We start from the raw sequence: 21,153 nt of genomic DNA, 5'->3' as shown, positions 1-21,153 counted from the left end.
GTGTTTGGGGTGGGCGACGACCTGGAAGACGCGAGGCGCAGGCATCGCGTGGTCTGGACCACTGAGTGGTGTAGACCAGTTGTAGCACGGTGAGGGTTAGATAAGGAACCTGCAATTTCCGACTACTTCGCAGTAGCCATCGTCCACGCACAGTGACATGCCGAAGGCCCCCGGACCGCAGGGTCCGGGGGCCTTGGCGAGACGGGGCGAACACCCCGTGGAACAGCTACTTCGTGAGGTTCTTCTCGATCTCCTCCTCCAGTTCCTCGGGCTCGCGGCCCGGGGTCTGGAGATTGAATTTGGTGATCGCGAACCGGAAGATCGCGTAATAGACGACCGCGAAGGCCAGGCCGATCGGGATGATCAGCCATGGTTTCGTCGCCAGGCTCCAGTTGATGACGTAGTCGATCAGACCGGCCGAGAAGCTGAAGCCGTCCTTCACGCCGAGCGCCCAGGTGACGGCCATGGACACACCGGTGAGGACCGCGTGGATCGCGTACAGCAGGGGCGCCACGAACAGGAACGAGTACTCGATGGGCTCCGTGATTCCCGTCACGAACGAGGTCAGGCCGACCGAGACCATCATGCCGCCGACCGCCTTGCGGCGATGCGGTTTCGCGCAGTGGTAGATCGCCAGCGCCGCCGCCGGCAGCGCGAACATCATGATCGGGAAGAAGCCCGAGGTGAACTGGCCGGCCGTCGGGTCCCCGGCCAGGAAGCGGTTGATGTCACCGTGGACCATCGTCCCGTCCGGCTTGGTGTAGTCGCCGAACTGGAACCAGACGAAGGTGTTCAGGAACTGGTGCATGCCGATCACCAGCAGGGCGCGGTTGGCGATACCGAAGATGCCCGACCCGAGCCAGTTCAGATCCACCAGCCACTTCGAGAAGCTGGTCAGACCGTCACCGATGGGCTGCCAGACCCAGGCGCAGAGGGCGGCGAAGAGCAGGCCCACGAAGGCCATGATGATCGGGACGAGCCGGCGGCCGTTGAAGAATCCGAGCCAGTCCACCAGCTTCACCCGGTGGTACCGCTGCCAGAACCACGCCGCCATCAGGCCCATGACGATGCCGCCGAAGACCCCGGGGTTCTGGTACGCCGCCGGCGTCACCGTCGCGTCGCCCGCCACACACGTACCGAACCAGACGCCGCCCGACACGAAGGTCGAGCCCTTGTCGCAGTCCACCGGGAAGGCGTGCAGCACCGCGTAGTAGACGAGGAACCCGGCCACGGCCGCCAGGGCCGTCGAGCCGTCCGCCTTCTTCGCCATGCCGATCGCGACACCGACGCAGAACAGCAGCGGCAGACCGAGCCCGGAGTCGAGCAGCGCGCCGCCCGCCGCCGCGAAGACCTTGGCGATGTTGTTCCAGCCGAGGCCGTCGTCGCCGAACACGTCCGGCTGGCCGAGCCGGTTGAGAATGCCGGCCGCGGGCAGCACGGCGATCGGCAGCTGAAGACTGCGGCCCATCTTCTGGAGACCCTGGAAGAAGCTGTTCCACCAGGTCTTCTGAGGGATCGCTGCGCTGCTCGCGCTCATCGGCGTCCTCCCGGATCGGGCCATATTTGGCGGTTGCCGCAGACTGGTGTAGACCAGTTGCGGTACGGTGCGGAGCCCGCCCGGAAGGCAGGGCGCCGGTGATCGTCATCATGGGTGACGGTGCGGCTACTCGCTCGCGAAGTTGGGCCAACCGTGCGTTACCGTGACGAAACGGACCCATGGTGGGCCGTCGCATGTTCGTGAAAACCCAGGGAGAAGGCCATGGCCAGCAAGGCTGAGAAGATCGTCGCCGGGCTCGGCGGAATCGAGAACATCGAAGAGGTCGAGGGCTGCATCACGCGCCTGCGCACCGAGGTCATCGACCCGAGCAAGGTCGACGAAGCCGCGCTCAAGGCCGCCGGCGCCCACGGCGTCGTCAAGATGGGCACCGCCGTCCAGGTCGTCATCGGCACCGACGCCGACCCCATCGCCGCCGACATCGAAGACATGATGTGACCCACCGTTGAACCCCGCCGGACCCACCGGCCGGCACCCCCGCAGGCCCCTCCCACCCGGACGGGGCCTGCGGCGTCCCACCCCGCCCCGCACCCCCGCCGCACCGGCCGGGACGCCGCCGCCCACCCGATAGGGTCGACGCCATGTCTCGTATCGACGGCCGCACCCCCGAACAGCTCCGCCCCGTCACCATCGAACGCGGATGGAGCAAGCACGCCGAAGGATCCGTCCTCGTCTCCTTCGGCGACACCAAGGTCCTCTGCACCGCCTCCGTCACCGAGGGCGTCCCCCGCTGGCGCAAGGGCAGCGGCGAGGGCTGGGTCACCGCCGAGTACTCCATGCTCCCCCGCTCCACCAACACCCGCGGCGACCGCGAATCCGTCCGCGGCAAGATCGGCGGCCGCACCCACGAGATCAGCCGCCTCATCGGCCGCTCCCTGCGCGCCGTCATCGACTACAAGGCCCTCGGCGAGAACACCGTCGTCCTCGACTGCGACGTCCTCCAGGCCGACGGCGGCACCCGCACCGCCGCCATCACCGGCGCCTACGTCGCCCTCGCCGACGCCATCGCCTGGGCCCAGGGCAAGAAGATCGTCAAGGCCGGCCGCAAACCCCTCACCGGCACCGTCGCCGCCGTCAGCGTCGGCATCGTCGACGGCACCCCCCTCCTCGACCTCTGCTACGAGGAGGACGTCCGCGCCGAGACCGACATGAACGTCGTCTGCACCGGCGACGGCCGCTTCGTCGAGATCCAGGGCACCGCCGAGGCCGAACCCTTCGACCGCACCGAACTCAACGCCCTCCTCGACCTCGCCACCGCCGGCTGCGCCGACCTCGCCGCCCTCCAGAACGACGCCCTCGCCCGCACCCTCGGCGCGTAAAGAAGCAACCAAGTCCCCCCGCACGGCGTCGATACGCATACGGGCGCACGGAGTCGAAACCGTGCGCCCGTCCGCGTATCCGCACCCGGGGAGGGACCCACCATGGCCGTACGCCACCGACGTCACCGCCGCACCGCACTGGCCCTCGCCGCCGCACTCCTCGCCGCCACCACCGCGGCCGGCTGCGGCGCCCTCGACAAGACCCTCGACTGCGTCCGCACCGCCGACGCCATCGCCACCAGCGTCGACAACCTCCAACAGGCCGTCGCCAACGCCTCCAGCGACCCCACCCAGGCCTCCGAATCCCTCGACGAGATCGAGAAGGAGATCGACAACCTCGGCGACACCACCGACAACGCCGACCTCGGCAAGGCCGTCAACGACCTCGGCACCGGCATCGGCAACGTCCGCGACGCCATCGACAAGGGCGACGACACCCCCGATATCACCCCCGTCACCGACGCCGCCGCCGAGATCGGCAAGGTCTGCACCCCGTAGACCCCGGACCCCACGCGCCGAGCCCCGGACGGCCCATGCCGTCCGGGGCTCCGCCGCACCCGCACCCCGCCCCGCCTCAGCGGGCGGCGGACAGCCCCTCCCAGAACGCGCAGTGGTGACCCGCCGCGAAATCGGTCCGCCCCACCGCACCCGACGCCAACCGCTGCACAGAACCGTCACCGACCCGGAACGGCTCCCACCGCGGCAGCCCCGCACCGTTCACCCGACCCGTCGCCGCGAACCGGCTCCAGTACCCCACCACCGTGTCCGACAGCCCCGACTGCGCCGCGTCCAACGGCTCGAACAGCCCGTTCTCGAAGAAATACGCCAGATCGACCATGTGCCCCGTCCCCAACGGGAAACTCGCCGGCCGCGGCACCCCCCGGAAATACGGAGCCGACTCCTCCGCGAACTCGTACGCGTACACCGACGTATGACGCGCCAGCGCCCGCTGCGTCCGCAGCGCCGCCACCGACCAGTCCGCATCCGTCAGCACCGCCGACCACGCCGCCCCCGGCGCCACGTACCGCCCCACCGGATACTCCGCCAGCACCGCAGGAGCATCCGCGCCGAACCGCTGCCGGACCTGCTCCTCGTACCCCTCCGCGGTCATCGGACGCCCCGTCATGATCTCGTCGAGACCCGCAAGACCGCTCATCTCGTCCCGCGTCGAACCGTGCAGCACCGGCACCCGCGCGAACCGCCCCGCCGCGATCGCCTCCGCCGGCGACTCCGGCAGCACCTCACCGTCCACCACCGGCCGGAACCCCTCGTGCCCCGACACCGACGCCCCCACCAACTCCTCCGTGGACCTGCCCCGCAGACACGCCTCCACCGCCGCCGGCTCACGGCACCCCGACGCCTCCACGACCGCCTTCCCCGTCACCTCCGCCTGCTCCCGAGTGAACGAACCGTCCGGCCCCACACACCCCGCGCTCTGCACGATCGCCTTGTCGAACAGCCCCCGCGCCCCCGGCGACACCAACTGCGCACACACGCTGTACCCGCCGCCCGACTGCCCCATGAGCGTCACATTCCGGGGATCACCCCCGAAAGCACCCGCGTTCCGCGCCACCCACCGCAACGCCGCCTGCTGGTCCAGCAGCCCCAGATCGGCCGAAGCGCCCAGCCCCGGCGCCGACAGGAAACCGAACACCCCCAGCCGGTAGTTCACCGTCACCACCACCGCGCCCTGCCGCGCCGCCGCCAGCTTCGCCGCGCCGTAGCTCGCGCCGTCCCCGTACGTGAAGCTCCCGCCGTGAATCCACACGATCACCGGCAACGGCCGCACCGGTTGCCGCGCCGGGGCCGTGACATTCAGATACAGGCAGTCCTCGCCGCCCCCGCCCGCGATCGCGATCGGCTGGTCCGTCGGCTGCGCACACGCGCTGCGCGGGGCGCGGGCGTCCAGCGTCGCCGACCAGGGCCGCACCGGCTGCGGCTTCTTCCACCGCCGCTCGCCGGTGGGCGGGGCCGCGTACGGAATCCCCTGGAACGTCCGCACCGCACCGGCGGCCGAGCCGAGGACCGGCCCCTCCTCGGTGACCACCCGGACCGGGGCGGCGGTGGCCGGACCGGCCGGCCGCGCGACGGCGGGCCCGGCCGCCAGAGCGGTGGCGGTCAGCGCCGCGGCTACGGCGGAGGCGGCGAGTGCGGCGATACGTGACGAGATGACGGACATCGGGACTCCCCGGAATCGACGTGATCGGTTCGACGCGTCAACGCTAGCCAGAATTTGGGCAGTTGTGCAATACGCTTGTTCAAGGCGATTGCCTCATGCGTTCGTCTCATACGATCGTCTGGCGCACCCGTGCACCCCTTGCTACGATCCGCGCCATGGGAACCGGAAACCGGGAAAAACTGCTGGAAGCCGCCAGGCAGTGCCTCTTCGAGAAGGGGTACGAACGCACCACGGTCCGCGACCTCGCCACCGCGGCGGGCGTCAGCATGGCCGCCATCGGCTACCACTTCGGATCCAAGGAAGCCCTGCTCAACCAGGCACTCTTCGAAGCCCTCGACACCGGCGACCGGGCCTTCGGACCACCCGCCGAAAGCGACGACCCGGCCGCGCTCTGGCACCGCCTCATCGAGGCCTTCTCGGCCAACAAGACCTTCTGGCTCGCCAACCTGGAGACCGTCCTGCGCGCCCAGCGCGACCCCGCACTCCGCGAACAGATGGCCGCCGGCCTGCGTCAGGGCCGCAGCGGCATGGCCCGCGAAATCACCGGAACCCCCGAGGCCGAACTCTCCGAGGACACCGTCCGCACCCTCGGATCCGTCCAACTCGCCCTGGTCAGCGGCCTGATGATGCAACACCTCACCGACCCGGACTCCGCCCCCACCGCCGACGAGGTCCTCGCCGGCATCCGCGCCCTCGCCGCCCGCCTCCCCGAGGAGCCCTGAGACGCGGCCCGCCCTCCCGGCGCGGCGATAATCGAGCCATGACCCGTCTCATCCTCGCCACCCGCAACGCCGGGAAGATCACCGAACTCCACGCGATCCTCGCCGACGCCGGACTCACCCACGAACTCGTCGGCGCGGACGCCTACCCGGAGATCCCCGACGTCAAGGAGACCGGCGTCACCTTCGCGGAGAACGCCCTCCTCAAGGCCCACGCCCTCGCCCGCGCCACCGGCCACCCCGCCATCGCCGACGACTCCGGCCTCTGCGTCGACGTCCTCGGCGGCGCCCCCGGCATCTTCTCGGCCCGCTGGTCCGGCACCCACGGCGACGACCGGGCCAACCTGGACCTCCTCCTCGCCCAGCTCTCCGACATCGACACCCCCCACCGCGCCGCCCACTTCGCCTGCGCCGCAGCCCTCGCCCTCCCCGACGGCACCGAACGCGTCGTCGAAGGCCGCCTCACCGGCACCCTCCGCCACACCCCCGCCGGCACCAACGGCTTCGGCTACGACCCGATCCTCCAGCCCGACGGCGAAACCCGCACCTGCGCCGAACTGACCGCCACCGAGAAGAACGCCATCAGCCACCGCGGCAAGGCGTTCCGGGCACTGGTACCGGTGGTGCGGGAACTGGTGGGGTGACGCAGCGATGCCCGACCCCGTGACGGGGTCGGGCATCCTGGTGTCGGGTACGCCCGGTCGGATTCGAACCGACATGCACGGCCACCTAAAGGCCGCCGCTCAAGCCGTTGGCGTACGGGCGCATACCTTCGCAAGCTTACCGCCTTGGGATTACTGGCGGCTGCGGTTGGAGAACGTGGCCGTCTGGCTATGGCACGACGGGCAGAGGTACCGCAGATTCTCCCGGCGGTTGTCGAGCCGGTCACCGTTGATGTGATCGATCTCCAGGACGAGACGGTTGCCTCGCCACGTATCGCCTGTTCCGCACAGCACGCACGTGCGGGGGACCCCGATGTCGTCGAGTGCCCTCCTGAGATGTGCCGTGCGCGTCCGGGGCGCCCCGCTTCCCAGGCGGACGAGGATGTCGGCGGCGGTCTTGCGGTGCGGAGAGCGGGTGCCTGCCGCGTGACCCCGGCCGGTGAAATGACTGGTCGACAGGCCCTGTGCCTCGATGTCCCGTTTCAGCCGCGCGCGAGCCCCGCCGTTGTCGGCGTGGCCCAGCACCCTCAGAACAGCGGCGAGGGATCGCGAGGCGGCCACCGCGGGGGCCAGCTCGTGGCGGGGGACGGAAGGAGTTCCGTACCGGCGCCCGCTGGTGAAGTGCGACGTGTCTATCCCCAGGCGATCGAGCCTTCTCCGGATGTATCCGTACGGGCTGTCACTCGGGGGTAGGCCCATGTACGCGAACATCTCTCGGATGCTGCGTGAATTCGCTGCCGCTTCGGCAAGGAGCTCCTTCGGGTACGCCCGCTCCGCGCGATCCGGCAGGGCCTCATCGGTGAAGTGGGCCGTGTCGATGCCGTAGTGGTGGAGCCGGTTGCGCACGTACCGATACGTCCTGGGCCCCAGCGGTGCGTCGAGCAGGCGAAGGACGTCGACGAGGCTGATTGCACGCGCCGCCGTCCGTTCGAGCAGATCGCGAGGGTATGTCGCGCTCATTGCGCCGCACCGCGATTTCGCCCACGGTAAGTAGCGGTTGCCGCATGGCAGTTGGGGCACAGGATGCGGAGGTTCTCCGGACGGTTGTCCCACCAGTGGCCGTTGATGTGATCGACTTCGAGTCGAAGCGGCCGGTTCTGCCATGTGCCTCTGTTACCGCATGCGGCGCACGAGTCCTCGACCCCGAGGCGTGCGAGTTCCGCACGTAGCCGCTCGCCACGCGTCCTGTGGTCGGCCGGACTGCCGAGGACCAGGAGGTTCTCAGGCGTTCTCTCGGGGCGGCGCGGCTGTGAGCGCACGAAGTGCGAGGTGTTGAGCCGGAGCGCTCTGATGCGGCGGCTGATGTGCGCGTGATTCCGCCCACAGGACTGATGCCCAGGCGGCGTACGACCTCGGCCACACTCGTGGAGCGTGCCACCAGATCCCGCAGCCTCTCTTCGGTGTGGCGCACTCTGCTGTCGGTGAAGTGGGAGATGTCTATGCCCCACTCCGCCGCCCTTCTGCGCATGTGGCGCCGGCTCCCTGGCGTGGGCGTACCCCCGCACCACCGCACGGCGTCGTCGGCGGTGGTGGCCATGAGCGCTGCTTCCCGCAGCAACTCGCGCGTATAGCGACCCGGCAACGTTCCCCTCCGCATCCGGCCACCCGTTCGCAGCCTCGTACGGATCAACGAACCGCTCGGCGGAGGGTCACGTCCGATATCCGACAAGATGAGGAACGGCCCGTACCGCTTCCGGGGAAGCCGTACGGGCCGGGGGCGGAGGGGATCAGAACTTCGGGTCCGGGGTCTGGGAGGCCACCAGTTCTTCCGCTTCCTCGGGGGTTTCGACGGAGGGCGGGGAGCCGGCGAGGGGGCGGTTGGCGGTTTCCTTCATGCAGGCCACCGCGATCACGCCGACGAGCGCCGCCGCCATGGCGTAGTAGGCCGGCATCAGGTTGGTGCCGGACCAGCTGATGAGGGCGGTGATGACGAGCGGGGTCGTGCCGCCGAAGATCGACGCGGAGAGGTTGTAGCCGACGGAGAGGGAGCCGTAGCGGACGTTCGTCGGGAAGAGGGCGGGGAGGGCGGCGGACATGGTGCCGAGCATGCAGACCAGGGAGAGGCCGAGCATCGACATGCCGATGATGATGGCGGGGATGCTGCCCTGGCGGATCAGGAGGAAGGCGGGGAGGGAGAGGACCAGGAAGCCGAGCATGCCGGTCATCAGGAGGGGCTTGCGGCCGAAGTGGTCGGAGAGCTTGCCGACCTGGTTGATGATCAGCATCAGGGCGACCATGACGCCGAGCAGGATCAGCAGACCGTGGGTCTCGCTGTAGCCGAGTTCGTCGGAGAGGTACGTCGGCATGTACGACAGCAGCATGTAGTCGGTGATGTTGTACGCGCCGACCAGGCAGATGCAGAGGATGAGCGTCGGCCAGTACTCGCGGAAGATCTTCGCGAGGTCGCCCTTGGCCGTGGTCTCGACGCCGTCCGCCGCCTCGGTGGCGTGCGCGGTGCCGCCCTCCAGCTTCTGGAAGGCGGGGGTCTCGTCGAGCCGGAGCCGGAGGTAGAGGCCGACGAGGCCGAGGGGACCGGCGACGAGGAAGGGGACGCGCCAGCCCCAGGACTCCATCTGGGCGTCGTTGAGCATCGCGTACAGCGCGGTGACCAGGCCCGCCGCGCCGACGTAGCCGGCCAGGGTGCCGAACTCCAGGAAGCTGCCGAAGTAGCCGCGCCGCTTGTCGGGGGCGTACTCGGCGATGAAGGTGGAGGCGCCCCCGTACTCGCCGCCGGTGGAGAAGCCCTGGAGCATGCGGAAGAGGATCAGCAGGACGGGCGCCCAGATGCCGATCGCGTCGTGGGAGGGGATGACGCCGATCGCGAAGGTGCCGATCGCCATCATGATCATCGTGAGGGCGAGGACCTTCTTGCGGCCGATCTTGTCGCCCATGGGGCCGAAGAACATCCCGCCGAGGGGGCGGACGAGGAAGGCGACGGCGAAGGTGGCGAAGGAGGAGAGGAGCTGGGTGGTGTCGTTCCCGGACGGGAAGAAGACATGGCCCAGGGTGGCGGCCAGGTAGGAGTAGATGCCGAAGTCGAACCACTCCATGGCGTTGCCGAGCGAGGCCGCCTTGACGGCCCTCTTCACCGCCTGGTCGTCCGTGATGGTGATGTCGGAGCGGCGCAGCCTGGGGTTCCGGCGCTTGCGGATGGCGCGGAAGAGGGCGGGGTGGCGTTTGACCGCTTCGGGGTCGGCCGCCTGGTGGGGGTCGGAGGCCGCCATGGCCGGGTCCTTTCCTCGGTGGGTGTTCCAGGAAAGGCTTCTGCGCGAAGGTGGCGGGCGCAAACCCATCGGCCCGGGGATTGGGATGTCCCTCACATGGTTTCGGCCGTTCGGCCCAATCCCCGGGTGGTGCGGCGGGCGGGGCGGTCAGATGCCGAGGTCCCTGATGATCTTGGCGACGTGGCCGGTGGCCTTGACGTTGTAGAAGGCGTGCTCGACCTTGCCGTTCTCGTCGACGACGATCGTGGAGCGGATGACGCCCATGACCGTTTTTCCGTAGTTCTTCTTCTCGCCGAAGGCGCCGTAGGCCTCCAGGGTGGTCTTGTCGGGGTCGGCGACGAGGGTGACCTTGAGGTTCTCCTCCTCGCGGAACTTGGCGAGTTTCTCCGGCTTGTCGGGGGAGACGCCGATGACGTCGTAGCCGGCGGCGGCGAGGACGTCGAGGTTGTCGGTGAAGTCGCAGGCCTGCTTGGTGCAGCCGGGGGTGAGGGCGCGCGGGTAGAAGTAGACGATGACCTTGCGGCCCTTGTGGTCCGCGAGCGAGACCTCGTTGCCGTCGGCGTCGGGGAGGGTGAAGGCGGGGGCGGTGTCGCCGGGCTGGAGTCGCTCGCTCATGGTTCTCCTTCGGGGCATGCGGGGTGTACGGGACCGAGCGTAACGGGGGTGCCGCCGGGTGCGGGGGCGGTGGAGCTGACAGACTGTCGATGAAGGTTTACCGGACGACGACCATGGAGGCGGCGCGGTGTCGGATACCAGGACCCCTGCGCAGATCGAGGCGGACATCATCAGCCGGCGTGAGCAGCTCGCGGTGGTGCTCGACGAGATCGGGGTGCGGGTGCACCCGAAGACGATCATGGGCGATGCGAAGGCGCGTGCCGCCCAGGCGGTGGACCGGACGGCCGGGCGGGCGTTCGTGGCGGTGAACCGGACGGTGTCGGACGTGAAGGCGCAGTTCGTCACGGAGGACGGTGCGCCGCGTCTGGAGCGGGTGGTGCCGGTGGCGCTGGTGGCGGCCGGTGTGGTGGGGCTGCTGGTGGTGTCGCGGCGGAAGCGGCGTTGACGGGGGTTCTCGCTCGTCCGTTCCGGGGTGGCCCCCGTCCGGGCCCCGCGTCACCCCCTCCGGCGCGCGGCGGGCGGGTGGGCGGGTAGGTTGCGGGGCGTGAGTGAGAACACCGACGACAAGCTGCCCATCCGGATGCTGCACGACCGTGTGCTGGTCCGGTCCGACACGCCTGAGGGCGAGCGGCGTTCCGGGGGCGGCATCCTGATTCCGGCGACGGCCGCGGTCGGCCGGCGGCTGGCCTGGGCGGTGGTGGTCGCGGTGGGGCAGAACGTGCGGACCGTGGAGCCCGGGGACCGGGTGCTGTACGACCCCGAGGACCGTGCCGAGGTCGAGGTGCGGGGGGTGGCGTACGTGCTGATGCGGGAGCGGGATCTGCACGCGGTGGCGGCGGACCGCTTCGAGGGTTCGGTGGATTCCACGGGGCTGTATCTGTAGATGTGCACGGGTGAAGGGCCTGGTGACCGGTGTCACCAGGCCCTTTGCCCGTTCTTTGCTACGGTGGGGTGACCCCCGACGAGACGCGCCGTACCGGGTTTCCGCAAAGACGACGCACCCGTTGTCCGCGTGTTCTGTGGTCGGAGGTGCCGTCATGGCGTGGGTTCTGCTGGTGGTCGCCGGTCTGCTCGAAGTGGGCTGGTCGATCGGGATGAAGTACACCGACGGGTTCACCCGGCTGTGGCCGAGTGTGTTCACCGGGTTCGGGATCGTGGCCAGCATGGTGCTGTTGTCGCAGGCGGCGAAGACGCTGCCGATCGGTACGGCGTACGGGGTGTGGGTCGGGATCGGTGCGGCCGGTGCGGCCGTGCTGGGCATGGTGGTGCTGAACGAGCCGGCGACCGCGGCCCGGATCTTCTTCGTGTGTCTGCTGTTGGTGGCCGTGGTGGGGCTGAAGGCCACGTCGGGTCACTGATCACGTCCCCGTCCCCGTCGCCGTTCCCCGTCCGCGTGTCATCGGTGCGCGGCGGGCCGCGCGCGGGTGGGGCTGGGGGCGCGGGTGCCGTGAGGGCCCTCGAAGACGCCTCCGTCGCCGCCTCCGTCCTCGCCGTCGCCTCCGCCGTCCTCGCCTCCGTCCGTTCCGCCGTCGCCCTCGCCGCCGGTGCCGCCGTCCGTGGTGCCGCCGGGGGTGTCGGTGGTGCCGGGGGTGGTCGGCGGGGCGGCGGGTGAGGTGGGCGGGGTGCTGGAGGGGGTGCGGGGGGCGGTGCTGGACGGGCCGCGGGTGGGGCGGCCGGTGTCGCCGGGCGCGGTGTTCTGTTCGCTGGGGAGTTCGGTCTCGTCGGTGCCGCTCTCCAGGTCGAGGTCGAAGTCCTGGACGGGGGTGCCGCGCAGGGCGGCCGCGGTGTAGGTGGCCCAGGTCTGGGCGGGTGCGCCGCCGCCGTTGATGCGGGGCAGGCCGAGCGCGCCGTAGAGGGATTCCTGGGAGCCGGTGTCGGGGTCCTGGCCCATGACGGCGATGACGGTGGCGAGGCCGGGGGTGTAGCCGGCGAACCAGGCGGCGCGGTCCTCCTCGGCGGTTCCGGTCTTGCCGGCGGCGGGGCGGCCCGCGCCCTGGGCGGCGGTGCCGGTGCCGCCGTCGACGACGCTGCGCAGGATCGAGGTGGTGGTGTCGGCGGCCTCGCGGGTGACGGCCCGGGTGGTGGGCCGGGCGGGGAGGTCGATGGTCTCGCCGTCCTTGGTGACCTTGTCGACGAGGGTGTGGGCGGTGTGCCTGCCGTGGTTGGCGAGGGTGGCGTAGGCCTCGGTGAGGTCGAGGACGCTGGCGGTGGCGGGGCCGAGTGCGATGGAGGGGGAGGCGGTGAGGTCGGGGGTGTCCTTGGGGATGCCGAGGTCGACGGCGGTGGAGCGGACCTTGTCGGGTCCGACGTCCTCGGCCATCTGGGCGTAGACGGCGTTGACGGACTTGTCGGTGGCGGTGCGGACGGTGATGGGGCCGTAGCTGATGTCGTCCTCGTTGGCGGGGTCGTATCCGGTGGGGCCGTCCGGTCCCTGGACCATGCGTTTGTTGGTGCCGTCGTAGATGGTGCTGGGGGTGATGCGGCGGCCGTCCTGGGTGGTGGAGTCGTGGGCGACGGCCGAGGTGAAGACGAAGGGCTTGAAGGTGGAGCCGACCTGGTAGTCGCGGCGGGTGGCGTTGTTGACGTACTGCCGGGTGTAGTCGATGCCGCCGTACATGGCGAGGACGCGGCCGGTGGCGGGGTCGATGGAGGTGCCGCCGACGCGGACGTTGCGGTCGGCCTTGCGGTCGGTGGAGGTCTTGGAGAGGACGTTGGTGTCGACGGCGGAGACGAGGGCGTCCTGCTTCTTCCTCTCCAGGGTGGTGGTGATGCGGTAGCCGCGGGTGGCGAGGGTCTTGGCGTCGAGGATGCCGTTGTCGACGAGGTAGTCCTCGACGGCCTGGACGATGTATCCGCGTTGTCCGGAGAGGCTGTTGGCGGGCTTCACGGCTCCGGGGGTGGGGAAGGTCATCGCGGCGCGGTCGGCCTCGTCGAGCCAGTTCTCCTTGACCATGCCGTTGAGGACGTAGTTCCAGCGGGCGAGGGCGGCGGGTTTGTTCTCGGGGTGGGTGACGACGTCGTAGGCGCTGGGGGCGTTGAGCAGGGAGGCGAGGTAGGCGCCTTCGGCGGTGGTGATGTCGCCGACGTCCTTGCTGTAGTAGGCCTGGGCGGCGGCCTGGATGCCGTAGGCGTTGCGGCCGAAGTAGCTGGTGTTGAGGTAGCCCTCGAAGATCTGGCTCTTGGACTGTTCGCGGTTGAGCTTGATCGCGATGAAGAATTCCTTGATCTTGCGGCCGACGGTCTGTTCCTGGCCCAGGTAGTAGTTCTTGACGTACTGCTGGGTGATGGTGGAGCCGCCCTGTTTGCCCTTGCCGGTGAGGGTGTTCCAGCCGGCGCGGAACATCGCCTTGATGTCGATGGCGCGTTCGGAGTAGAAGTCGCGGTCCTCGGCGGCGAGGACGGCGTGCTGGACGGTGAGGGGGACCTGGGCGAGGCGGACGTTCTCGCGGTTGACCTCGCCGTCGCGGGCGATGACGCTGCCGTCCTTGTAGAGGTAGACGTTGGACTGGGCGGTGGCGCTGGCGTTGGCGGGCGGGATGTCGACGAGCTGGTAGCCGGCGATGAAGCCGCCGATGAGGAGCAGGGCGATGAGGAGGACACCGCCGAGGACCATGCGCCAGGTGGGGATCGCCCGCCGCCAGCCGGTGCGCCTGGGGCGCTTCGTCTTCTTCGGATCCGGTCCGCCGGGCGGGCCGCCGGCCGGGGCGTCCTGCCCGGCGGGGGCGGCGGCGTCGGCGTCGGCAGGCAGGTCCCTGGGGGGCCAGCCCCGGGGCCCGGGCTCCCCGTTCTGCTGCGGTGGCTCGTCGCTCATGTCGGTGCGGACTCCTCGGCCTCGGTCAGTTCCCCCATAGTGCCCTTTTCTATGGAATAACCCCCGGATCGACCTTCGAAAAGCGGTCGCGGCGGCGGGTTGGGGCGCACTAGAGTCCTGCGCTTTGGTGTCCGCGCGGTGCGGGGCACCCGGGACACGGGGCGGTGGTGCGGGTGCGGGTGTACGCGGTGGTGGCGGCCGGTGGTTTCCGGCGGCATGCCACGTACCGGATCGAGACGGCGGCGGGGGTGTTCACCAACACCGTCTTCGGTTTCATCCTGGCCTATACGTACGAGGCGCTGTGGGACGAGCGGCCGCATCTCGGCGGGTACGACATGGCGCAGGCGCTCACCTACGTGTGGCTGGGCCAGGCGCTGCTGATGACGTGCGTGATGATGGGCGGAGGCTTCGAGGACGAGCTGATCGAGCGCATCCGTACGGGGGATGTGGCGGTCGATCTCTACCGGCCGGTCGATCTCCAACTGTGGTGGCTGTCGGGCGACATGGGCCGGGCGGCCTTTCATCTGCTGGGGCGCGGTGTGGTACCGGTGGCGGTCGGTTCGCTGGCCTTCGAGCTGGCGCTGCCCGGGTCGGTGTGGACGTGGGCGGCGTTCCTGGTCGCGGTGGCGCTGGGGGTCGTGGTGAGTTTCGCGATCCGCTATCTGGTGGCGCTGTCGGCGTTCTGGCTGATGGACGGGGCCGGCGCGGCGCAGGTCTCGTTCCTGGCGGGGCTGTTCTTCTCGGGGATGCTGCTGCCGCTGAACCTGTTCCCGGGGCTGCTCGGTGAGATCGCGCGGGCGCTGCCGTGGTCGGCGATGCTCCAGGTCCCCGCCGATGTGTTCCTCGGCAAGCACACGGGCGCCGGTCTGCTGCGGGTGTACGCCTTCCAGGCGGGCTGGGCGGTGGCGCTGCTGCTGGCGGGCCGGGCGCTCCAGTCGGTGGCGACGCGCCGGGTGGTGGTCCAGGGTGGCTGAGCCGGTGGACGTCCCGGGCACGGTGGCCGTGGACCCGGTGCCGGGCGTGGTGGCCGTGGACCCGGCCCCGGACCTGGGTGCGCCGTGGTCGAGGGCGGCCGAGGGGGTGCGGGCGTACGGGCTGATCGTGGCGATGTGGATGCGCTCGACGATGGCGTACCGGGCGTCGTTCCTGATGACGGCGGCCGCGAACTTCGCGGTCACGGCCTTCGACTTCGTGACGATCGTGCTGATGTTCTCGCACGTCGACGTGCTGGGCGGTTTCACACTGCCGGAGATCGCGCTGCTGTACGGGGCGGCCGGTACGTCCTTCGGGCTGGCGGACCTGCTGATGGGGTCGATGGACCGGCTGGGCCGGCGGGTCAGGGACGGCACGCTGGACACCCTGCTGGTGCGGCCGGTGCCGGTGCTCGCGCAGGTGGCGGCGGACCGGTTCGCGCTGCGCCGGCTGGGCCGGGCCGCCCAGGGGCTGCTGGTGCTCGGCTACGCGCTGGTGGCGCTGGACGTCGACTGGACGCCGGCGAAGGCGGTGCTGCTGCCGTTGATGCTGGTCAGCGGGGCGGCGATCTTCGGGGCCGTGTTCACGGCCGGGGCGGCGTTCCAGTTCGTCGCCCAGGACGCCTCGCAGGTGCAGAACTCCTTCACGTACGGGGGAGCGACGCTGCTCCAGTACCCGCCGTCGGTGTTCGCGGCGGATCTGGTGCGCGGGGTGACGTTCGTGGTGCCGCTGGCGTTCGTGAACTGGCTGCCGGCGTTGTACGTGCTGGGGCGGGACTATCCGTTGGATCTGCCGCGGTGGGTGGCGTTCCTGCCGCCGCTGGTGGCGGGGGTGTGCTGGGTGCTCGCCGGGCTGGCGTGGCGGGCGGGGTTGCGGTCGTACCGGAGTACGGGGAGCTGAGGCGTGGTGGACGAGGACTTCATCGAACTCGTGGATGTGGAGAAGGTGTTCACGGTGCGGCGGCGCACCGGGCTGCTGCGGGGCGAGCGCCGGGAGGTGCGGGCCGTGGACGGGATCGGTTTCCGGGTGGCGCGTGGCGAGATGGTCGGCTACATCGGTCCGAACGGGGCGGGCAAGTCGACGACGATCAAGATGCTGACCGGGATCCTCACTCCGAGCGGTGGCACGCTGCGGGTGGCGGGCATCGACCCCTCCCGGGAGCGGACCCGGCTGGCGCGCCGGATCGGGGTGGTGTTCGGGCAGCGCACCACGCTGTGGTGGGACCTGCCGCTGCGGGACTCGTACCGGCTGGTCCACCGGATGTACCGGATCCCCGACGCGCGGTTCCGCGCCAATCTGGACCGGTGCGTCGAACTGCTGGACCTGGGTGAGCTGTTGGACGTGCCGGTGCGGCAGCTGTCGCTGGGGCAGCGGATGCGCGGTGACATCGCGGCGGCGCTGCTGCACGATCCGGAGGTGCTGTACCTGGACGAGCCGACGATCGGCCTCGATGTGATCTCCAAGGCCAAGGTGCGGGGATTTCTCCGGGAGTTGAACGCCGAGCGGGGCACCACGGTGCTGCTGACCACCCATGATCTGACCGATATCGAGCAGCTGTGCCGGCGGGTGATGGTGATCGACCACGGGCGGCTGATGTACGACGGCGGGCTCGACGGGCTGCACGAGGCGGGGGAGAGCGAGCGGGTCCTCGTGGTCGACCTGGCCCGCGAACTGCCGCCGATCCGGCTGGAGTCGGAGCCCTCGGTGCGTACGGTCAAGGTGGAGGGCGTCCGCCAGTGGCTGGCTTTCCCGGCCTCCGCCTCGGCGGCTCCGCTGGTGGCGCGGATCGCGGCGGAGTATCCGCTGATGGACCTGTCGGTGCGCGAGCCGGACATCGAGTCCGTGATCGCCCGGATGTACGCCTCCGCCGACGGCCCCCGGGAGCACGCCCGTTGACCCGGTCCGGAGCCCCGGCCCCGGGCCCGGTCGGGGGTCCGGGCGGGTGGGGTGGCCGGTGACGGGGGCGGCCCCGTTCAATAGGCTGCGCGGTATGACAAGCGAACTGCCGGAGATGCGTGCCTCCGATGCCGAGCGGGAACGGGTCGCCGAGGTCCTGCGCGAGGCCGTCGCCGAGGGCCGGCTGGAGATGACGGAGTTCGAGCAGCGGCTCGACGCCGCCTACAAGGCCCGCACCCACGGGGAGTTGGAACCGCTCGTCCGCGATCTCCCGGCGCCCGGCCGGAGCGCGGCGGCCCCGGCGGCCGGCCCGCAGCGCGTCGGTTCGGCGGCGCGCTGGCAGGAGCGGATCGGCCGGCGGCCGACGTCGCAGCGGGCGATCGCGTTCTGGGGAGGCTTCAGCCGCCGGGGGAACTGGACGGTGTCCCGGGTCTTCACCGCCTTCGCCATGTGGGGCGGCGGCGAGATCGATCTGCGCGAGGCGAACTTCGAGGACCGCGAGATCGTCGTCCGCTGCTTCGCGATCATGGGCGGAATCCAGGTGACGGTCCCGCCGGAGCTGAACGTCGACGTCCGCGGCATCGGCGTCATGGGCGGGTTCGGCGAACGGGCGAAGGACGAGGGCATCCCGTCACCGGACGCGCCCCGGGTCCGGATCACCGGTCTCGCGCTGATGGGCGGGATCGGCGTGGAGCACAAGCGGAGCAAGACGGAGAAGGCCCGGCTGCGCAACGAGGAGCGGCAGCGCCTGCGCGACGCGGAGCGCCCCCGGCTGGACAAGGGCGACAGCTACTGACCTTGCCCGCCGGGTACGCCTCTTGCTTCACGGCGCCCCGGGGACGCCCGGTCGGTCACAGGGCGTCGGTGGCCGGGCCGGGGCGCAGCAGGGCGGCCACGTCGGGCAGGGAGCCGAGGACCCGGTAGCCGGAGTCGTTCAGGTGCAGATGGTCGCCGGAGTCGTAGGCGGGGCGGAGCCGCTGGGGGGCCTCCGGGTCGCGGACGGCCCGGTCGAAGTCGAGGAACCGGTCGAAGACCCCGCCGGCCCGGATCGTCTCGTTGACCCGCATCCGCACCGCGTCGCGGGCGGGGGTCCAGTTGCGGTGCCCCTCGTACGGCATGAGCGTCGCGCCGACGACGTCGAGGCCGCGGGCGTGGGCGCGCCGGGTCAGGGTGCGCAGGGCGTCGGTGATGCGGGCGGGGTCGGTCTCCTGCGGGGAGGCCTGGACGTCGTTGATGCCGAGGGCGATGACGACGGTCCTGGCCCCGGTGACGCCGAGGACGTCGCGGTCGAAGCGGTCCAGGGCGCGCGGCCCGCTGCCGTCGCGCAGCAGCCGGTTGCCGGCGATGCCCTGGTTCACCACCGCGTACCGGCCGTGCAGCCGGTCGGCGAGGACGTCGGGCCAGCGGCTGTTGGTGTCCGTGGTGGAGCCGCTGCCCGCGGTGAGCGAGTCGCCGAACGCGACGACGGCCCCGGTGGCGGCCTCGGTGCGGACGTCCACGGCGGTGAGGTAGCGCCAGTCCGTGGTGGGCCTGCCCGCCTCCGGCAGTTCGGTCGTGGACGTCTGGTGGCTGTTGGGGTGCACGGTGACCGGGCCCCGGGCGGTGGGGGTGCGCAGGGCGACGACGAGGTCGGCGTCGGCGGCGACCCGCACGGCGACGGCGTCGCTGACCGTCTGCCTGCCCACCGCGACGGTCACGGAGGGCGCGCCGCGGAACGTGACCGGGCGGCCGTCGACCGTCACCCGGTCCACGAGCAGCGGATGGGTGCCGAAGAGATTGGACAGCGTGACGCGGGCCGCGTCACCGCCGGCGCTGGTGTGCACGACGTTGCGGACGGTGCGCAGCCGGAGATCGGTGCCCGCGTCCGGGTCGGGCACCCCCTGGACGGGGGCGGCGGTCCAGGTGGCGAGCCAGAGGCCGGTGGCACCGGCGGGCGCGGCGGGGGTCCGGGCGGCGCCCTGCGGTCCGGGGGCGGCGGCCGCCTTGGCGCGGGCTCCGGTGAACAGCAGCGAGCCCGCGAAGGCCACCGCGGCGGTGAGCGCGGCGACGCCGGCCACCAGGGCGATGAACAGGGCGTACCCGTGGCGCCTGGGCATGGGCGGTGTGTCTCCTCGGTCGTGCGGGGTGGGGGGCTCCCATGATGCGGCAGCGCGCGGGGAACCCGACGTGCGGCCCGGGAGTAGATCAGACAGGGACAATGCGTACCGGGCGCCGGGGACGCCATGGACGCGGACGGGTGGAGCGGATGGACGGGATGAAACGGATCGAGGGCGCCGGCCACGACACCGGTGCGGACACGGACGCCGCGGGCGCGGAACGGTCCGGCGCGGACGCTGCGGGCGCGAATCCGTCCGGCCCCGGACGGGGTCCGGGCCGGGGGGCGGGTCCGCTCGCCTCGTTCGCGTACACGGCGGCGGACGAGGAGAAGCGTCGTGGCGTACGCCGGATGAAGACCACGGCCACCGGCCTCCTTCTGCTGGTCGCGCTGGTGTACGCCCTCGCCACCTGGGCGGGGAACGCGGGAGTGGGCGGCTGGCCGGGCTTCGTCGCCGCGGCCGCCGAGGCGGGCATGGTGGGTGCGCTGGCCGACTGGTTCGCCGTCACGGCCCTCTTCAAGCGTCCGCTCGGTCTGCCGATTCCGCACACCGCCATCATTCCCACCAAGAAGGACCAGCTCGGGGCCTCCCTCGGTTCCTTCGTCGGGGAGAACTTTCTCTCGGGAACGGTGGTGCGCGACCGGATCCACGCGCTGGCCGTCGGCGGCCGGGTCGGCGCCTGGCTGGCGGAGCCCGCCCACGCGGACCGGGTCACGGCCGAGCTGGCGACGGCGCTGCGCGGCGCGCTGACCGTACTGCGCGACTCGGACGTGCAGGCCGTGGTGGGCGAGGCGATCACCCGCCGGGCGAACGCGGCGGAGGTCGGCCCCGGCCTCGGCAAGATGCTGGAGAAGGTCGTCGCGGACGGCGGCCACCGCAAGGTGGTGGACCTGGTCTGTGCACGGGCGCACGACTGGCTGGTGCTGCACGGCGACTCGGTGATGGACGCGGTGCAGGGCGGCGCCCCGGGCTGGACCCCGCGCTTCGTCGACCGGCGGGTCGGTGAGCGGGTCTACAAGGAACTGCTGCGGTTCGTCACGGAGATGCGGGACATGCCGGGGCATCCGGCGCGCGGCTCCATCGACACGTTCCTGCGGGACTTCGCCGCCGATCTCCAGGGGGACACCGAGACCCGGGCCCGGGTGGAGCGGCTGAAGTCGGAGATCCTGGGGCGCGGCGAGGTCCAGGACGTCATCGCCTCGGCCTGGTCCTCCGTCCGGCAGATGATGATCGCGGCGGCGGAGGACGAGCGCAGCGAGCTGCGGCTGCGGGCCCGCGCCTCCCTGATGGCCCTCGGTTCCCGGCTGGCCACGGACGGCCGCCTCCAGGCGAAGCTGGAGGGCTGGCTGGAGGACGCGGCGGTGTACGTCGTGACGACGTACCGGACGGAGATCACCTCGCTGATCAGTGACACCGTGGCCGGCTGGGACGCCGACCAGACCTCGAAGAAGATCGAGGCCCACATCGGCCGTGACCTGCAGTTCATCCGTATCAACGGCACGGTGGTGGGCGCCCTGGCGGGGCTGCTGATCTATTCGGTGTCCCGGGCGTTCGGAGCGTAGCGAAGCCGCGTACGCGGACGCACCCGTGCCGGCCCCGTTGCGGACCGTACGGACACCGGCGCCGCCCCCGCCTCGCGGGAGCGGCACCGGTGCGTGTGCGCGTGCGGGCGCGTACTCAGGCGGCCCGGCGGGTGACCGCCCAGGACGCGGCGGCGACCGTGCCCGCGACGGTGAAGACCGCCGGCCAGGCGCCCAGCTTCTTGGCGAGGGGGTGCGAACCGGCGAAGGCGGCCACATAGGCCGTCGTCAGCGCGGCCGCCGCCCGCGGTCCGGCCTGCCGGTTCCACTCGTACGCCGCCGCGCCGCCCGCCGCGGCGAGGGCGACGCCGCCCAGCGGCCGCTTGCCGGTCCACCGCGCGAGGGCGTAGCCGCCGACCAGTCCGCCCGCCGCCACCGCCGCTGCCGGAACCTTCGCCATCGCCGCCACCTCAGCCTTCCCGTAGACCTCGCCGTGCCCGGGACCCACGCCCGTACCGGCTCCGGTCTCCGAGGCTAACGCCAGGACCCGGGGAACCCGTCGCGGCGGGGGTGCACAAGCGTTTA

At 71.1% G+C, this 21,153-nt stretch carries 22 protein-coding genes, 1 tRNA gene and 1 riboswitch; of the genes, 13 read left to right on the top strand and 10 right to left on the bottom strand.

The window, feature by feature from the left end; genetic code table 11:
* Positions 1 to 226 precede the first annotated feature (226 nt).
* The gene (locus tag ACFVDM_RS19125) at positions 227 to 1,537 is read right to left on the bottom strand and encodes a PTS transporter subunit EIIC (RefSeq protein WP_383640771.1); all 1,311 of its coding nucleotides are present in this window, start codon (positions 1,535 to 1,537) and stop codon (positions 227 to 229) included.
* Positions 1,538 to 1,759: 222 nt separating this feature from the next.
* Here ACFVDM_RS19125 and ACFVDM_RS19120 point away from each other — a divergent pair, with 222 nt between their 5' ends.
* The 3 genes from ACFVDM_RS19120 to ACFVDM_RS19110 all read left to right on the top strand — a co-directional run bounded on the left by ACFVDM_RS19120 (position 1,760) and on the right by ACFVDM_RS19110 (position 3,372).
* The gene (locus ACFVDM_RS19120; RefSeq protein WP_053729485.1) at positions 1,760 to 1,993 is read left to right on the top strand and encodes a glucose PTS transporter subunit EIIB; all 234 of its coding nucleotides are present in this window, start codon (positions 1,760 to 1,762) and stop codon (positions 1,991 to 1,993) included.
* 143 nt (positions 1,994 to 2,136) lie between these two features.
* Entirely contained in the window at positions 2,137 to 2,874 is a 738-nt protein-coding gene (gene rph, locus ACFVDM_RS19115; protein WP_383640768.1) for a ribonuclease PH, read from the top strand.
* Between the two features lie 102 nt (positions 2,875 to 2,976).
* Complete coding sequence (locus ACFVDM_RS19110) at positions 2,977 to 3,372, top strand: hypothetical protein (protein WP_383640765.1); 396 nt, start codon at positions 2,977 to 2,979, stop codon at positions 3,370 to 3,372.
* 76 nt (positions 3,373 to 3,448) lie between these two features.
* Here ACFVDM_RS19110 and ACFVDM_RS19105 read toward each other — a convergent pair whose 3' ends face one another.
* The gene (locus ACFVDM_RS19105) at positions 3,449 to 5,053 is read right to left on the bottom strand and encodes a carboxylesterase/lipase family protein (protein ID WP_383640762.1); all 1,605 of its coding nucleotides are present in this window, start codon (positions 5,051 to 5,053) and stop codon (positions 3,449 to 3,451) included.
* A 155-nt stretch (positions 5,054 to 5,208) separates the two neighbouring features.
* On the opposite strand from ACFVDM_RS19105, the gene ACFVDM_RS19100 reads away from it, so the two are divergent.
* Together ACFVDM_RS19100 and rdgB are read left to right on the top strand one after the other, a co-directional pair.
* Complete coding sequence (locus ACFVDM_RS19100) at positions 5,209 to 5,775, top strand: TetR/AcrR family transcriptional regulator (RefSeq protein ID WP_383640760.1); 567 nt, start codon at positions 5,209 to 5,211, stop codon at positions 5,773 to 5,775.
* Positions 5,776 to 5,813: 38 nt separating this feature from the next.
* Positions 5,814 to 6,416 (top strand): RdgB/HAM1 family non-canonical purine NTP pyrophosphatase, encoded by a 603-nt coding sequence (gene rdgB / locus ACFVDM_RS19095; RefSeq protein ID WP_383640757.1) that lies wholly within the window; start codon positions 5,814 to 5,816, stop codon positions 6,414 to 6,416.
* A 48-nt stretch (positions 6,417 to 6,464) separates the two neighbouring features.
* On the opposite strand, the gene ACFVDM_RS19090 is transcribed toward rdgB, so the two are convergent.
* From ACFVDM_RS19090 to bcp, 5 genes are all read right to left on the bottom strand, one after another.
* A tRNA-Leu gene (locus ACFVDM_RS19090) sits at positions 6,465 to 6,538 on the bottom strand.
* A gap of 28 nt (positions 6,539 to 6,566) precedes the next feature.
* Positions 6,567 to 7,394, bottom strand: a complete 828-nt coding sequence (locus ACFVDM_RS19085; RefSeq protein ID WP_383640754.1) for an HNH endonuclease signature motif containing protein — start codon at positions 7,392 to 7,394, stop codon at positions 6,567 to 6,569.
* Entirely contained in the window at positions 7,391 to 7,693 is a 303-nt protein-coding gene (locus ACFVDM_RS19080; protein WP_383640751.1) for an HNH endonuclease, read from the bottom strand. The genes ACFVDM_RS19085 and ACFVDM_RS19080 overlap by 4 nt, the downstream gene beginning before the upstream one ends.
* A gap of 468 nt (positions 7,694 to 8,161) precedes the next feature.
* Positions 8,162 to 9,658: a glycine betaine/L-proline transporter ProP gene (proP, locus tag ACFVDM_RS19075; RefSeq protein WP_383640748.1), complete on the bottom strand. Its 1,497-nt coding sequence runs from the start codon at positions 9,656 to 9,658 to the stop codon at positions 8,162 to 8,164.
* A 147-nt stretch (positions 9,659 to 9,805) separates the two neighbouring features.
* Positions 9,806 to 10,273 (bottom strand): thioredoxin-dependent thiol peroxidase, encoded by a 468-nt coding sequence (gene bcp / locus ACFVDM_RS19070; RefSeq protein ID WP_383640745.1) that lies wholly within the window; start codon positions 10,271 to 10,273, stop codon positions 9,806 to 9,808.
* A gap of 127 nt (positions 10,274 to 10,400) precedes the next feature.
* On the opposite strand from bcp, the gene ACFVDM_RS19065 reads away from it, so the two are divergent.
* The 3 genes from ACFVDM_RS19065 (at position 10,401) to ACFVDM_RS19055 (ending at position 11,631) form a co-directional block, all read left to right on the top strand.
* Positions 10,401 to 10,718, top strand: a complete 318-nt coding sequence (locus ACFVDM_RS19065) for a DUF3618 domain-containing protein (protein ID WP_383640742.1) — start codon at positions 10,401 to 10,403, stop codon at positions 10,716 to 10,718.
* 99 nt (positions 10,719 to 10,817) lie between these two features.
* A complete protein-coding gene (locus ACFVDM_RS19060; protein WP_030923137.1) occupies positions 10,818 to 11,156 on the top strand; it encodes a co-chaperone GroES in 339 nt (112 codons plus the stop codon).
* A gap of 52 nt (positions 11,157 to 11,208) precedes the next feature.
* A riboswitch (guanidine-III (ykkC-III) riboswitch) is annotated at positions 11,209 to 11,275 on the top strand.
* A 35-nt stretch (positions 11,276 to 11,310) separates the two neighbouring features.
* Positions 11,311 to 11,631: a DMT family transporter gene (locus tag ACFVDM_RS19055; protein WP_383640738.1), complete on the top strand. Its 321-nt coding sequence runs from the start codon at positions 11,311 to 11,313 to the stop codon at positions 11,629 to 11,631.
* A gap of 38 nt (positions 11,632 to 11,669) precedes the next feature.
* On the opposite strand, the gene ACFVDM_RS19050 is transcribed toward ACFVDM_RS19055, so the two are convergent.
* Positions 11,670 to 14,084: a transglycosylase domain-containing protein gene (locus tag ACFVDM_RS19050; protein ID WP_383640736.1), complete on the bottom strand. Its 2,415-nt coding sequence runs from the start codon at positions 14,082 to 14,084 to the stop codon at positions 11,670 to 11,672.
* Between the two features lie 173 nt (positions 14,085 to 14,257).
* Here ACFVDM_RS19050 and ACFVDM_RS19045 point away from each other — a divergent pair, with 173 nt between their 5' ends.
* The 4 genes from ACFVDM_RS19045 to ACFVDM_RS19030 all read left to right on the top strand — a co-directional run bounded on the left by ACFVDM_RS19045 (position 14,258) and on the right by ACFVDM_RS19030 (position 17,748).
* Complete coding sequence (locus ACFVDM_RS19045; protein WP_383640733.1) at positions 14,258 to 15,058, top strand: ABC transporter permease; 801 nt, start codon at positions 14,258 to 14,260, stop codon at positions 15,056 to 15,058.
* 37 nt (positions 15,059 to 15,095) lie between these two features.
* A complete protein-coding gene (locus ACFVDM_RS19040) occupies positions 15,096 to 15,956 on the top strand; it encodes an ABC transporter permease (protein WP_383641028.1) in 861 nt (286 codons plus the stop codon).
* A gap of 6 nt (positions 15,957 to 15,962) precedes the next feature.
* On the top strand, positions 15,963 to 16,952 hold the full coding sequence (locus tag ACFVDM_RS19035; RefSeq protein WP_383641025.1) for an ATP-binding cassette domain-containing protein: 990 nt from the start codon (positions 15,963 to 15,965) through the stop codon (positions 16,950 to 16,952).
* Between the two features lie 115 nt (positions 16,953 to 17,067).
* On the top strand, positions 17,068 to 17,748 hold the full coding sequence (locus ACFVDM_RS19030; protein ID WP_383641022.1) for a DUF1707 domain-containing protein: 681 nt from the start codon (positions 17,068 to 17,070) through the stop codon (positions 17,746 to 17,748).
* 55 nt (positions 17,749 to 17,803) lie between these two features.
* Here ACFVDM_RS19030 and ACFVDM_RS19025 read toward each other — a convergent pair whose 3' ends face one another.
* The gene (locus tag ACFVDM_RS19025; RefSeq protein WP_383640730.1) at positions 17,804 to 19,048 is read right to left on the bottom strand and encodes an SGNH/GDSL hydrolase family protein; all 1,245 of its coding nucleotides are present in this window, start codon (positions 19,046 to 19,048) and stop codon (positions 17,804 to 17,806) included.
* Positions 19,049 to 19,206: 158 nt separating this feature from the next.
* On the opposite strand from ACFVDM_RS19025, the gene ACFVDM_RS19020 reads away from it, so the two are divergent.
* Positions 19,207 to 20,610, top strand: coding sequence for a DUF445 domain-containing protein (locus ACFVDM_RS19020; protein WP_383641019.1), 1,404 nt, complete (start codon positions 19,207 to 19,209; stop codon positions 20,608 to 20,610).
* Between the two features lie 115 nt (positions 20,611 to 20,725).
* Here ACFVDM_RS19020 and ACFVDM_RS19015 read toward each other — a convergent pair whose 3' ends face one another.
* On the bottom strand, positions 20,726 to 21,028 hold the full coding sequence (locus ACFVDM_RS19015) for a hypothetical protein (protein WP_383640728.1): 303 nt from the start codon (positions 21,026 to 21,028) through the stop codon (positions 20,726 to 20,728).
* Positions 21,029 to 21,153 lie beyond the last annotated feature (125 nt).

It is taken from the genome of Streptomyces sp. NPDC057682 (genome assembly GCF_042799575.1).
Lineage (GTDB): Bacteria > Actinomycetota > Actinomycetes > Streptomycetales > Streptomycetaceae > Streptomyces.
The sequence above is the reverse complement of the archived record's forward strand: the minus strand, read 5'-3'. Positions and strand labels throughout refer to the sequence as shown.